Raw genomic sequence first — 13,717 nt, forward strand, 5'->3', positions numbered from 1 at the left:
CCTGACCGAGGAAAAGGTCCGCCCCACCGGCGGGTTGACTACCTCGGCGGAGCGGCTGGACGGGCAACGGCCACGTCCCGGGCGGCAGTCATCACCACTGGAACCACCCTCCCGTCCTCCGCCGGCGCGGCCGGCACCTCTGTTTCGGTCGTGAGCCACCGTGCCCCATCGCGCGGTGCAGGGCAACCGAGTTTTCGGCCGCTAGTAGGTGATCAGCTCGAACGAGCGGTAGGCGCGGCCGCCGAACAGCGCGGGGTCGGTGTCCGAGGTGTCGTCCACCAGCGCCGCGGCCTGCTCCAGGGGCGGCTTGTCGTACAGCTCGCGCAGGTAGCTCTCGTGTGCGGCCAGCGAGGCGATCGCCCGCTCGCGCTGGGCGGAGATGTCCACCGCGTGGCTGGCCAGCGGCGAGGCGCTCACTGCCACCCAGCGCACCCCCGGCCAGGCCTCGGGTTCGTCGCCGGTCGGCGGGAAGATCCACCGGTTGCCGGCGTCACCGGCGGCGTCGATGGTGGCCCGGCCGACCGCCTTGTGGTCCGGCGAGTTCCACCGGACGCCGTCCCAGTAGTCGTGATGGTTGATCGTGATGACCAGCTCCGGCCGGTGCCGCCGGATGGCCACGGCCAGGTCCCGGCGCAACGCCAGCCCGTACTCGATCACGCCGTCCCGGTGGTCCAGGAACTCCACGGTGTGCACGCCCACCTCGGCGGCGGCGGCGCGCTGCTCGGCCTCGCGCAGCGGCCCCGACTGCTCCGGCGGGATCCCGTCGATGCCCGCCTCGCCCCGGGTGACCAGCAGGTACGTCACGCTCTTGCCGGCCGCCGTCCACCCGGCGATGGCACCGGCGGTGCCCCACTCGAGATCATCTGGATGCGCAACGACGCACAGCGCCCGTTCCCAGTCCTCCGGCATCGGCAACAACGGCTCGGGCAAGACGACCTCCGTGATAACAGGGCGCGATGTTGTCGTAGCCTACTGCCGTGGTTGCCGAAACCGCCGGTGAATTGAGCGTGACTGGAGCTGAAATGCTCGCGCCCGAAGGGTGGCCGATCTGGACCGGGTGATCTCACCCGGGGAGGTCGGGGACGACTAGGTCCAGTTCGTCGGGCTTGCGGCCGTGTTCCACCGGCAGGCCGGCGCGGCGGATCACCCGGAGCAGGCCGGGCAGGTCGGTGGGCTCGGCGCGGGTGCCGGCGAGCAGTCGGGCCAGCCGGCCCTTGGTCGCCTTGTTGAAGTGGCTGACCACGGCTCGGCTGCCGTCCGGTCGCTCGGTGAGCACCCGCACGCTGATCGCCCCGGGTGCCCGGCCCAGCCCGGCGTAGCCACCGGAGCGCAGGTCGATGACCAGACCGGTCAACCCGGCGAGCACCGGGTCCAGCGCGGGGCGCCAGAACGCGGCCAAGGTGCCCCGGCCGGGCAGCGCGGAACCCGAGGAGAGCCGGTAGGCCGGAACCGGGTCGCCCGCGCGCAGCAGCCCGAACAGCGCGGAACCCACCGCCAGCCGCTCGGCCGCCCGTTCCGCGGCCGCGCCGCGCAGCGAGCCGACGTCCAGCGCGTCGTAGAGCACGCCGGTGTAGCGCCGCAACGCCGGCGTGGTCGGCGCCGACCACAGTTCCGCATTGCGGGCGATCTCCGCGTCCTGCCGCTCGGACAGCCCCAGTGCGGCCCGGCTGGCCGGCGGGTCGGCGGCCAGCGCGGCCAGCTCGTCGACCAGCTCCTTGCGCGCCGGGGTGAGCTCCGGGAAGGACAGCCGATCCAGCTCCAGCGGCGGACCGTCCCCGCCGTCGCTCTTGGTCTCCGAGGGCGGCAGCAGGATCAGCACGTCGGCGAGGTTAGCTCTCCTCGCCGACGCAGAACTCGTTGCCCTCCGGGTCGGCCATCGTGGTCCAGTCGATGCCGGGTACCGCGCCCACCTGGTCCCAGAGCACGGTGGCTCCCAGCCCGACCAACCGCTCCACCTCGGCCACCCGGCCGGCACCGCCGTGCAGGTCGAGGTGCATCCGGTTCTTTCCCGCCTTGGGCGCGGCCACCTTCTGGAAGCCGAGCGCGACCTGGCCGCCGGGCGGTGGGGCGAGCATGACGAACTCGCCGTAGTCGCCGGCCACCGTGGTGCGCAGCGCCTCGGCCCAGAAGGCGCTGAGCTTCTGGGGATCGGCGCAGTCCAGGGTGGCCATCGCGATGTTGAGGCTCACATTCGTTCCCATGCATGGAACGGTAGCCGGGGGGACCGACAGAACCGGACCGTCGCTAGGCTTCCAGCCGTGTTCACCAGGATGTCTTCGTTGTTCCTCCGTACGCTGCGCGACGATCCCGCCGACGCCGAGGTGCCCAGCCACAAGTTGTTGGTGCGGGCCGGGTACGTCCGCCGGATAGCCCCCGGCATCTACTCCTGGCTGCCGCTGGGCCTGCGGGTGTTGCGGAACATCGAGCGGGTGGTCCGCGAGGAGATGGACGCCATCGGCGCCCAGGAGATCCACTTCCCGGCGCTGCTGCCCCGCGAGCCGTACGAGGCGACCAACCGGTGGACCGAGTACGGCCCCAACCTGTTCCGGCTCAAGGACCGCAAGGGCGGCGACTACCTGCTCGGTCCCACGCACGAGGAGCTGTTCGCGCTCACGGTGAAGGGCGAGTACAGCTCGTACAAGGACTTCCCGGTCATCCTCTACCAGGTGCAGACCAAGTACCGGGACGAGGAGCGCCCTCGGGCCGGCATCCTGCGCGGCCGGGAGTTCCTGATGAAGGACTCCTACTCGTTCGACCTCTCCGACGAGGGCCTGGACAACTCCTACCAGCTGCACCGGGACGCCTACATCAAGCTGTTCGACCGGCTGGGCCTGCGGTACGTGATCGTGTCCGCGCTGTCCGGCGCGATGGGCGGTTCGGCGTCCGAGGAGTTCCTGGCCGAGGCGGAGACCGGCGAGGACACCTACGTGCGCAGCACCGAGTCCGGCTTCGCGGCCAACGTGGAGGCGGTGACCACCCCGGCCCCGCCGGAGCAGTCCGTCGAGGACAAGCCGGCCGCGCAGGTGCACCACACCCCGGACACCCCGACCATCGAGACGCTGGTCGACTTCCTGAACTCCGCCGGCCTCGGCCGGCGCTTCAGCGCCGCCGACACGTTGAAGAATGTGCTGGTCAAGACCAGGGCGCCGGGAGCCGCCGAGTGGAAGCTGCTCGGCGTCGGCGTGCCCGGCGACCGCGAGGTGGACATGAAGCGGCTGGAGGCCGCGGTCTACCCGGACGAGGTGGCCCTGCTCGACGACGCCGACTTCGCCGCGAACAGCTTCCTGACCAAGGGCTACATCGGGCCGGGCGCGCTGGCCGGCAACGGGGTGCGCTACCTGGTCGACCCGCGGATCGTGCGCGGTACCGCCTGGGTGACCGGTGCGGACAAGCCGGACCACCACGTGGTCGACCTGGTGTGCGGCCGGGACTTCACCCCGGACGGCACCATCGAGGCCGCCGAGGTGCGTCCGGGTGACCCCTCGCCGGACGGCGAGGGCATCCTGGAGGCCGCGCGGGGCATCGAGATCGGGCACATCTTCCAGCTCGGCCGCAAGTTCGCCAACGCCTTCGAGGTCGACGCGCTCGGCCCGGACGGCAAGCCGATCCGGATCACCATGGGCTCCTACGGGGTCGGGGTATCCCGGCTGGTCGCCGTGATCGCCGAGCAGAGCCACGACGGCGACGGCCTGATCTGGCCGCGCGAGGTGGCGCCGGCCGACGTGCACGTGGTGATCGCCGGCAAGACCGACGAGATCAAGGACGGCGGCGAGCGGCTGGCCGGCGAGCTGGACGCGGCCGGCGTGCGGGTCATCCTGGACGACCGCAACGTCAGCCCCGGGGTCAAGTTCGCCGACGCCGAGCTGATCGGTGTGCCGACCATCGTGGTGGTGGGCCGGGGCCTGGCCAACGGAGTCATCGAGGTCAAGGACCGGCGCAGCGGGGAACGCGTCGAGATCCCGGTGGCCGAGGCGATCGACCACCTCACCGCGCTGGTCAGCGGCTGAGGCGCGTTCTCGCGGCACCCCGAGCGCTCCGCCTCCAACCCGCGGGTACCCCCGGAGTCGCTATGGCTCTGCGCACACATACGCAACAGCCCCCGGGGGTTTGGCGCGGCTCGGCCTTGTCGCGCCGAGGTCGCGAGGAGAGACCTTACTGACTAGTACGACGTCTCTCCGTGCTACCTGACCATGGGGAGCGGCCTCATCCTCGTCCAAGCTCCGTGGTGTCGCGTATTTGTGCGCAGAGCCATAGCGGCCTCGGAGGGTCCCGGGGGTAGCGCCCGGAGGGCACCGAAATACCGACAGCGACTTGGCGCGCCGACTACCGGTCGGCTACCCGGGCGCTGTCCAGGATCTTCATGACGGTGCTTTCGTCGATGGTCGGCACCTCGGGCGGGCCGCCGCCCAGGTCCTGCTGCACGACCAGCAGCACGACCGCCGGGCGGCCGTCCTCGCCGCGCTTCGGCGTGGGCAGCGCGAGCAGGTACAGCCGGCCGGTGAGGCCGGGGCAGTCGCCCGGGTCCGGCGGCCGCACCTCGATCCGGCCGGCGGCGCCCGCCACCCCGGCTACCGTCCGGGGCGCGGGCCGCTCGGCGACCACCTCGGCGGCCCCGCCGTAGAAGCTGGCCGCGAACAGCGGGCCGAAGCTGCGCACCGCGTCCTCCGGGCGCGGCTCCGAGCCGTCCCGGCGGAACAGCAGCGTGCTGCCCACGGTCACCCGGTTGCGGCCGTGGCCGGCGCAGCTGTAGCGCGGCCCGGTGGCGACGCCGTCCAGGGCCACGCCGCCGATCGTGGTACCCGGGGCGCCGGGCACCTCCGCCCACTCCGGCGGTACCCGGTAGCTGACGCCGGCGGCGTTGACCGGTTTGCCGGGCGGGTCGGCGGACGCGTGCTTGCGGAGCACCAGGAACGTCCCGGCCACGCCGAGCACGGCCACCGCGACCAGTGCTACCCCGACGAGCAGCCAACGCCGGCCGGAGTCGGTGGGCAGGGGCCGGGTGGCGGGTGCGCCGGCCTCGGGGTGGTGCGGGTAGCGCGGTGGCGGGTGGCCGAAGCCGGCCGGCGGTTCGGTGAGGCGCTGCTGGGCCAGCAGCTCGTTCGGGTGGCGGCGCGCGCCCGGCGGGACCCGGCCGTACGGCGGGGGCAGCGGTGCGGCCCGGGGCGGCGGTGCGGCCGGGGGTTGGGGTACGGCCCGGGGCGGCGGTGCGGCCGGGGGTTGGGGTGCGGCCGGGGGCGGCGGTGCCGGTCGGCGGGGTGGTGCGGGCGAGCGGGTGACCGGGCGCACACCGGCGAACGGATGGATGCCGCGCGCCGATTCCTCCTGGTCAGGCCGCCACGACGTCACCCGGGGAACGGTAGCCCCGAGGCTCGGCCCGCGTGGTCGGTTTGCCGAAATCAGCCGGCCAGAAACGACAGCCGGACGGTGCGCACCGGGTTGTCCACGTTGGTGTCCACCAGGCAGAGCGACTGCCAGGTGCCCAGTGCGGGACGTCCGCCGAGGACCGGCACGGTGAGGAATGGCGCCACCAGCGCGGGCAGCACGTGGTCCCGGCCGTGGCCCGGGCTGCCGTGCCGATGGGTCCAGCGGTCGTCCTTGGGCAGCAGCGACCCCAGGGCGGTGAGCAGGTCGTGGTCGCTGCCCGCGCCGGTCTCGATCACCGCGAGGCCGGCCGTCGCGTGCGGCACCCACACGTGCAGGAGGCCGTCCTCGGCGCCGTGCCGGGCGAGGAACTCGGTCACCCGGTCGGTGAGGTCGAGCACGGTCTCCCGGCCTCCGGTGCGTACCTGGATCTCCTCGCTGCGCATACCGTGACGGTAGTTGCCGATGGGCTGCCTCGTAGAGTGCTCCGCGTGATTGCGGGGGATGGCGGTCCGGCGCTGGCCGACGAGGCGGTCGCCCGGCGGCTGAAGGCGCTGGCGTGCACCGCGCCTCTCCATGGGCTGGACACCCGCAAGGCCCACCTGGAATGGCTGGACGCCGGCCGCTACCAGATGGCGGAGATCGGGCTGCAGGCGATCGACCAGGTCACCCTGGCGATGGACTTCGACCACGGCGCCGACCAGGAGCAGGTGGTGCGCCGGCTGACCCCGTTCATCGCCGCGCAGGCGCCGGAGCGGTCCGCCGGCGAACACCGGGGCGTGGGCGCCTGGGTGGTGGAGAACCTGATCAACGTGGGCAGCGTGGACCGGGGGTTCCAGGCCGACTACGGGACCTTCGACGGCCAGGGCCGCTACGTGCGCCGCCGGTTCGACTTCAAGCTGCTGGTCGAGCTGGCCGCGCCGGACGGCCGGGTTTACCTGCGGGCCACCGACGAGGCGATCAACGTGCTGGTCGGCGCGCTGGACACGGACGTCGAGTCGGCCCAGGTCGCGGCCGAGGTGAAGCTGGAGAACCTGATCCGCCGGGGACGGCTGGGGGATGCCCGGCTCGCCGCCGAGCAGGCCCGCTACCGCACCGTCCAGTATGCCGAGGCGCTGCGCCACAAGCTGGACGCCACCCAGCGGGACGTGCGCTCGGTGGACTGGCTGAGCAGCGTGCCCGAGCTGCTGGAGGAGGCGCTGGCGCACATCGAGTCCCGGTACCGGGCGGAGACGGCCATCCTCAGCCACATCGCCGACGCCCGCGACGACACCGCCGAGCCGGAGCGGCGCAAGCAGGCCGCCGAGCTGGTGGTGATCGTGAAGGAGTGCATCGGCCGGCACACCCAGCTGCAGGCCCGGCTGCAGGAGGCCGGGCAGCTGTTCCGGGCCGAGCAGAACCGCCAGCAGTTCGCCGGGCGGGCCCGGCGGTCGGCGGTGGACGTGTTCGGCCAGCTGCTGCGCCCGTGCCTGGACCTCGGGGTGGCCGAGGCGGTGTCCCCGGCGGCCGGGTTCTTCGGTGCCGGCGCCGGCGTCCGGGTGCCCAGCGTGCCCAGCCTGGGCGGCCTGGTGGAGACGCTGCTGGTGCCGTCGGTGGAGCGGGACCCGCTGGGTGCGGCGATGCCCGAGCCGGACTTGATGGCACTGGACCAGGACCGCTACACCGAGGAGCAGTGGCAGCGCGCCGACGAGCTGCTCCGGCTGCCCCAGGTCGGCCGGCGGCTGTCCGGGCTGCTCGCCGAGGCCCGCGAGCTGGACCCGGAACTGCCCGGGCTGGTCGCGCTGCGCGTGCTGCACGCGGTGGGCACCACGCTGGCCACCACCCGCGGGCAGCACGATCAGGGCGTGTGCCTGGCGGTGGACGACGGCGAGGTGCTGGACGACCCGGAGTTCGGCGGCAGCGACCTGCTGGTCACCGTCGCCGAGCTGGGCGCGCTCGCAGAGGAGGACGTGGCCTGATGGCGGGGGAGATCAAGCCGGGGGACGCGGAGGCGGCGGCTCAGCTGGTTGCCCTGGGGATGCGGCCCAAGCTGCTGCCCAGCCGGGACGCGCTGTACGCCAACCTGGTCAACCGGTACCGCGAGGACGACGTCTACAAGGACCTGGTTCACCGGGTCGCGGCCGGCCTGGGGCTGGTGGTGCTGGCGGTGAACGCGCAGTCCGGCGCGGTGCTCGCGGCCACCGAGGAGTCCGTCTTCGAGATCAAGATGGACGAGTACGCCCGGCGCACCGCGCTGCAGAACCGGCAGGCGGACAAGGTGTTGCACGGCCTGGCCCACCTGGCCGTTGCCGCGCTGGCCTTCCCCCGGCCGGACGACCTCGGCAACGACGCCTACGTCGGCCGGGTCTCGGTCGAGCAGGTGGACGCCGCCGTGCGGGAGGCCTGCCGGGTGCTGGAGGAACGCACCAACGGCGGCTCGGTCAACTCGGACCCGGAGTCGGAGGCGCCGGAGCTGGAACGGGTCTGGCGGATGTACCTGCGGCGGCCGGAGACCGCCGCGACCAAGGACGGCCGGGTGGCTTCCGGCACCACCCGGGGCATCGTCGCCCGGGCGCTGCGGTTCCTCGCCGACCAGGGTTTCCTGGTCGCGGTCGGCGGGGCGGGCGCCGACTCCGGCACCTACCGCACCACCCCGCGCTACCAGGTCCAGGTGCGCGAGCTGGCCGCCCAGCGGACCTTCGACGAGCTGCTCGAGCTGGGTGTGCTGCCCGCCGCGCCCGCCGAGGGCAGCCTGCGGGTGACCGACTCCGAGGCCTTGGTCTGAGCCGGTCCGATCCAGGGGGAGATACGTGTACGAGCTTTCTCGGGTACGCCTGTTCTCGGTCGGCCCGCCCGGGGCCCGCTACCAGGACGTCTGCCTGGACTTCCGGGGCATCGGGCCGGTGGTGCGCACCGCCGTGCAGTCCGACCTGTTCCCGGTGGACGCCGGCGCCGACGCGGCGACCGAGCCGCCCCGCCGCCCCTCGCCGGCCTCCGTGCTCTTCCTGGAGAACGGCGGCGGCAAGTCGGTGCTGCTCAAGCTGATCTTCTCGGTGCTGCTGCCCGGCCGGCGGCAGGTGGTGGGCACCACGAACAGCCGGGTGCTGGAGAAGTTCGTGCTCGGCGACGACGTGGCCCACGTCGCGCTGGAGTGGATGCACACCAAGACCGGTGAGCGGATCGTCACCGGCAAGGTGTCCGAGTGGCGCGGCCACGTGGTCTCCACCGACCCGGCCAAGCTGATCGACGCCTGGTACTCGTTCCGCCCTGGACCGGGCCTGGGCCTGGACGAGCTGCCGTTCGCGGTGGGCAACCGGCGGGTCACCATGGCCGGCTTCAAGGAACGGCTGGACGAGGCGCAGGGCAGTCGGCCGGGGCTGGCGCTGGCCTGGGAGACCGTGCACCGGGACTGGTCGGCGCACCTCATCGAGCTGGGCCTGGATCCGGAGCTTTTCCGGTACCAGCGGGCGATGAACGCCGGCGAGGGTGAGGCGGCCGAGGCGTTCGCCTTCCCCAGCGACGAGGCGTTCGTGGACTTCCTGCTGCGCGCGGTGGTCGACCAGGAGGAACCGCGCGGGCTGGCCGAGGTGGTCGCCGGGTACGCGGCGAAGATCGCCCAGCGGGCCGAGCTGGAGCTGGAGCGGGAGTTCGTCGCCGGCACGCTGGACCGGCTGGCCCCGCTGGCCGAGGCCGAGCGGCGGGCCGAGGAAGGCCGGGAGCTGGAGCGCACCGCCCGCCGGGCCGCCGGCGAGCTGTCCGCCGCGCTGGCCGCGCGCCGGCTGGCCGAGGAGGAGCGCCTGGCCACCGCCCGGTCCGTGCTGACCGAGGCGACCAGGGCGGAGCAGGAGACCGGCGTCGGGGAACGCCGGCTGCAGGACGTGTGCACCGAGCTGCGCCGGCGGGTGGCCGAGCTGCGCCACCGGGTGGCCGAGGACGCCCGCGACGCGCTGCGCGAGCGGGTGGACGAGGCCGACGAGCTGGTGGCCGCCTGGCAGGCGGTGGAGCCGGTGCTGCGCGAGGAGCTGGCCACAGCCGAGGCGGCCCGGCTGCGCCGGGTGGTGGCCGACGAGCAGCGCAAGGCGGAGCCGGCGCTGGCCGCGCGGCAGGCGGCGGCGCTCGCGCTGGCCGGGGCGCTGAGCCGGGTGACCATGGCGGCCGAGGAGGAGGCCCGGGCCGCCACGGTGCGCGCCGAGGCGGCCCGGGAGGACGGCCGGGCGGCGCGCGACGAGGAACTGCGGCACACCAGGGAGGCCGCCGAACACCGCTCCTCGGCCGACCAGGCGCGCACCGAGATCGGCCGGATCCGGGCGCGGGTGGCCGAGGCGGCCGGCGCCGGCCTGCTGGAGGCCGAGGAGGACGTGGCCGAGGCCACCCGGCGGGCCGAGGCGGCCGAGCGGACCGCCTGCGCCGCCGTCGAGCACGCCCTGGACGAACAGCGCGCGCTGCGGGCCGCCCGGCGCACGGCGGAGCAGTCGCTGGCCACCGCGCGCGGCGCGCAGGCCGACCGTCGGGCGGAAGCCGAGGCGGCCGGGCAGCGGTGGCGGCGGGCCGACCAGGCGGGCGCCGAACTGGCCGCCGAGCCCCGGCTGGCCGAGCTGCTCGGCGCCGACGAGGTCCGCCCGGACCGGGACGCGCCGGCGCTGCTGGACCGGCTGGCCGCCGCCATCACCGGCCAGGAGGAGGAACGGATCGAGCTGCGCGCCGCCCAGCGGCGCGACCTCCAGGCGGTGGCCGCGCTGGGTGAGGGCGGGCTGCTGCCCGAGCCGGGCGAGGTGCGCGAGGCACTGGCCGCCCTGGAGGAGGCCGGGATCGCCGCGCACTCCGGCTGGCGCTACCTGGCCGGCCTGGAGGAGGCCGACCGCGCCGGTGTACTGGACCGGCTGGGGCACCTGGTCGCCGGCGTGCTGCTGAACGACCCGGCCGACGCGCCGCGCGCCCGCGAGGCGCTGGCCGAGGCCCGCCTGCTGCCGTGCGCGATCGTCGCGGTCGGCGCCAGCCGCGCCCTGCACGAGGTGACCGGCGCGGCCGCCGGGGTGGACTTCGTGGTGCCGCCCAACCCGGCCATGTTCGACGAGGCGGCGGCCGAGCGGACCAGGGCCGAGCTGACCGGGGAGACCGATCGGCGCCGCGAGCGGATGGCCGCGCTGGACGCCCGCTGGGAGGCCGACCGGACGCTGCTGGAGCGCATGCGCGCCTTCGCCGCCGAGCATCCGCCGGGCCGGCCGGAGGAGCTGGCCGACGTCCACCGGGACGCCGTACGCGCGGCCGAGGCCGCGGCTGAAAAGGTCGCCGGGCTGACCGATGAGCTGGCCGGTTCGGACACCCGCTCGGACGAGCTGGAGGCCGCGCTGCCCCGGATGCGGGCCGAGGAGAACTCCGCCCGCACGGCCGCCGCCCGGCTGGCCGCGCTGCGCGCCGAGGTGGCCCGCCGCCCTGAGCTGACCGACCGGGTGCGCGAACACGCCGAGGCGGCCGAGCAGGCCGACGCCCGGGCGGCCACCGCGCGGGAGACGGCGGAGCAGGCCGACCGGGACGCGCACGAGCAGGTTCGGGTGGCCGACCGGGCCGCCGCGACCGTGGCCACCGCGTGCGACGAACTGGCCCAGCTGCCCACCGACGTGGCCGGGGTGGCCGCCGGGCAACCCGAGTCGGAGCAGCCGCTGGGTGTGCTGCGGGCCGAGTACCGGCGGGCGGACGCCGCGTACGCGGCCGCCGAGGTGGACGCGGACCTGCGCGCCACGCTGCGCGCCGCCGAGCGGGAGGCGGAGGCGGCCAGGGGGGCGGTCACCGGGCTGCCGGACCCGGTGCGCCGCCGGGCGGACGGGTTGCTGCGCAGCCCGGACGGCTCGGACGTGGCATCCCGGCGCGCCGCCGAGGCCCAGGCCGTCCGGGTGCTGCGCGAGCTGCGGGACCGGCTGCAGGCCGCCCACACCGAGGTGGCCATGGCCCGCTCCGCCCGTGACCAGCACCGCCCGCAGCGGGTGTCGCTGGACCCGTACGGGCCGCCGGAGGACATCGAGCACGGCGACTCCCTGGTTTCCCGGGCCGACCGGGACCGCATCGCCGCCGAGGCCGCCGCCGGGCAGGCCCGCGCGCGCCGGGAGACGGCGGAGGCCGCCGAACGCGAGACCGCCCGTCTGGCCGAGGGCTTCGGGCAGCTGGTCGCCGGCCTGGACGAGCTGGCGCCGGCCTCGGGCGCGGTCTCCACGGCGTTCGTCGGGGATCTGGACGTCGCGGTGGACCGGCTGAAGGCCACCCGGGCCGCGCTGCGCGAGGCCGCCTCGGCCAGCGCGGCGGGGGAGGACGCGGTGCGGCGGGCCGCCGACGACGTGGCCAAGCACGCCCAGGACGCCCGCTACGGCGGGGTCACCAGCCCGGTGCGCCGGCACATCCTGGGCGTCTCGCGGGCGGAGATGCCGCCGCTGGCCGGCGAATGGGCCATCGCGTTGCGCCCCCGGCTGCGTTCGCTCACCGACGACCTGACCAACATCGGCCGGCACCGTTCGGGCATCGTGACCCGGCTGCGTGGCATGGTCGGGGAGGCGCTGCGCACGCTGCGCCTGGCCGGGCGGCTCTCCCAGCTGCCCGACGGCCTCTCCGACTGGTCCGGCCAGCAGTTCCTGCGCATCCGGTTCGACGAGCTGGACGACGACGCGCTGCTCGAGGAACGCCTGGGCGACGTGGTGGACCGCACCGCCGAGGGCTACCTGGAAGGTGCGGGGGCGACGGCGAAGGAACAGCGGGACGGGATGTCGTTGCTGCTGCGCGGGGTGCGCGCGGCGATGCCCAAGGGCGTCCGGGTGGAGATGCTCAAGCCGGACGCGGTGCTGCGCACCGAGCGCCTGCGGGTGTCGGAGATCCGCGACGTGTTCTCCGGCGGCCAGCAGCTCACCGCCGCGATCGTGCTGTACTGCACGATGGCCGCGCTGCGCGCCAACCAGCGCGGCGAGGGCCGGCGGCCGCACGCCGGGGTGCTGTTCCTGGACAACCCGATCGGCCGGGCATCCGCCGGGTACCTGCTGGAGCTGCAGTTCGGCGTGGCCGAGGCGCTGGGGGTGCAGCTGGTGTACACCACCGGGCTGTTCGACGCCGGCGCGTTGAGCACGTTCCCGCTGGTTATCCGGCTGCGCAACGACGCCGACCTGCGCGCGGGCCGCAAGTACCTCTCGGTGGACGACCAGATCGCGCGGCGGCTGGACGAGCTGCCGCCCTCGGACGGCACCGGCCGGCTGGCCGCCGTGCGGGTGTTCCGGCGCCCCGAGCGCGCCGGGGCGAACGTCTGATGCGTTCGGCGTTCGGACAGCGGTTCGACGTACCCGAGGGCTACCTGAACACGGCCAGCATCGGGCTGCCGCCGGTCGCGGTGGGCGAGGCGGTGGCGGAGGCTGTGCGGCAGTGGCGGGTCGGCACCGGCCGGGCGCACGACTTCGACGAGCCGGTGGCCGTGGCCCGCGCGGCGTTCGCCCGGCTGGTCGGCTTCGGCGTCGAGCGGGTGGCCATCGGGCCCGCGGTGTCGGCGCTGGTTGGTCTGGTCGCCTCGGCGCTTCCGGACGGCGCGCGGGTGCTGGTCGCCGAGGGGGACTTCACCAGCGTGACCTTCCCGTTCGCCGTGCACTCCGGGCGCGGGTTGACGGTGGTGGAGGCGCCGCTCGCCGAGATTCCGGCCCGGGCGGGCGACGCGGACCTGGTCGCGGTCAGCGCGGTGCAGTCGGCGGACGGTGCGGTGCTGGACCTGGCCGCGCTGCGCGCCGCCACCGAGGGCACCCGCACCCGCGTGCTGCTGGACGTCACGCAGGCCGCCGGCTGGCTGCCGCTGGACGTGGCCTGGGCGGACGCGGTGGTGGCCGCCGGGTACAAGTGGCTGCTCTGCCCGAGGGGCGTGGCCTGGATGGCGGTGTCCGACCAGCTGCGGGGCGAGCTGGTTCCGCTCAGCGCCGGCTGGTACGCGGGTGAGGACCCGTGGGCGAGCACCTACGGGCTGCCCGCCGAACTGGCCGCCGACGCCCGCCGGCTGGACACCTCACCGGCCTGGTTCTGCCACGTCGGCGCGGCCGCGGCGCTGCCCTGGCTGGCCGGCCTGGATCTCGGCGAGGTGCGGGCGCACTGCGTAGGCCTGGCCAACCAGCTGCGCGCCGGCCTCGGCCTGCCGCCCGGCGAGTCGGCGATCACGGTGGTAGCCGCAGCGGACGCCATCGACCGCCTGACCGCCGCCGGCGTGGTAGCCAGCTCGCGCCGCGGCGCCGCCCGCCTGGCCTTCCACCTCTACAACACCCAAGCCGACGTCCACCACGCCCTCCAAGCCCTGACCAGGTAACCCCCACCCCACCCTTCCGCTCCGCGAGTCGGGGATCTGGGCACGGAGGGGCTTTGTAAGCGG

The 13,717-nt window shown here is 74.8% G+C and carries 10 protein-coding genes; 5 read left to right on the forward strand and 5 right to left on the reverse strand.

Features of this window, described 5'->3' with window-relative positions; genetic code table 11:
- Positions 1-201: 201 nt before the first annotated feature.
- From ABEB12_RS35560 to ABEB12_RS35570, 3 genes are all read right to left on the reverse strand, one after another.
- A complete protein-coding gene (locus ABEB12_RS35560; protein ID WP_221498909.1) occupies positions 202-909 on the reverse strand; it encodes a PIG-L deacetylase family protein in 708 nt (235 codons plus the stop codon).
- Between the two features lie 154 nt (positions 910-1,063).
- Complete coding sequence (yaaA, locus tag ABEB12_RS35565; protein ID WP_185065195.1) at positions 1,064-1,819, reverse strand: peroxide stress protein YaaA; 756 nt, start codon at positions 1,817-1,819, stop codon at positions 1,064-1,066.
- Between the two features lie 10 nt (positions 1,820-1,829).
- Complete coding sequence (locus tag ABEB12_RS35570) at positions 1,830-2,201, reverse strand: VOC family protein (protein ID WP_425572304.1); 372 nt, start codon at positions 2,199-2,201, stop codon at positions 1,830-1,832.
- Positions 2,202-2,258: 57 nt separating this feature from the next.
- Between ABEB12_RS35570 and ABEB12_RS35575 the strand changes: the two genes are divergently transcribed.
- Entirely contained in the window at positions 2,259-4,007 is a 1,749-nt protein-coding gene (locus ABEB12_RS35575) for a proline--tRNA ligase (protein ID WP_185065196.1), read from the forward strand.
- Positions 4,008-4,323: 316 nt separating this feature from the next.
- On the opposite strand, the gene ABEB12_RS35580 is transcribed toward ABEB12_RS35575, so the two are convergent.
- Together ABEB12_RS35580 and ABEB12_RS35585 are read right to left on the reverse strand one after the other, a co-directional pair.
- A complete protein-coding gene (locus tag ABEB12_RS35580) occupies positions 4,324-5,346 on the reverse strand; it encodes a hypothetical protein (RefSeq protein WP_185065197.1) in 1,023 nt (340 codons plus the stop codon).
- A 50-nt stretch (positions 5,347-5,396) separates the two neighbouring features.
- Positions 5,397-5,807 (reverse strand): secondary thiamine-phosphate synthase enzyme YjbQ, encoded by a 411-nt coding sequence (locus ABEB12_RS35585; RefSeq protein WP_185065198.1) that lies wholly within the window; start codon positions 5,805-5,807, stop codon positions 5,397-5,399.
- A 45-nt stretch (positions 5,808-5,852) separates the two neighbouring features.
- Between ABEB12_RS35585 and ABEB12_RS35590 the strand changes: the two genes are divergently transcribed.
- From ABEB12_RS35590 to ABEB12_RS35605, 4 genes are read left to right on the forward strand one after another with little or no spacing between them, the layout of a single operon-like run.
- Positions 5,853-7,319 (forward strand): hypothetical protein, encoded by a 1,467-nt coding sequence (locus tag ABEB12_RS35590; protein WP_185065199.1) that lies wholly within the window; start codon positions 5,853-5,855, stop codon positions 7,317-7,319.
- Positions 7,319-8,125: a hypothetical protein gene (locus tag ABEB12_RS35595; protein WP_185065200.1), complete on the forward strand. Its 807-nt coding sequence runs from the start codon at positions 7,319-7,321 to the stop codon at positions 8,123-8,125. The genes ABEB12_RS35590 and ABEB12_RS35595 overlap by 1 nt, the downstream gene beginning before the upstream one ends.
- Positions 8,126-8,150: 25 nt before the next feature.
- A complete protein-coding gene (locus tag ABEB12_RS35600) occupies positions 8,151-12,623 on the forward strand; it encodes a hypothetical protein (RefSeq protein WP_185065201.1) in 4,473 nt (1,490 codons plus the stop codon).
- Entirely contained in the window at positions 12,623-13,654 is a 1,032-nt protein-coding gene (locus ABEB12_RS35605) for an aminotransferase class V-fold PLP-dependent enzyme (RefSeq protein WP_185065202.1), read from the forward strand. Before ABEB12_RS35600 ends, ABEB12_RS35605 begins: the two co-directional genes overlap by 1 nt.
- Positions 13,655-13,717: the final 63 nt, after the last annotated feature.

The sequence above is a fragment of the Actinospineispora eucalypti genome (assembly GCF_039543365.1).
GTDB classification, from domain to species: domain Bacteria; phylum Actinomycetota; class Actinomycetes; order Mycobacteriales; family Pseudonocardiaceae; genus Pseudonocardia; species Pseudonocardia eucalypti.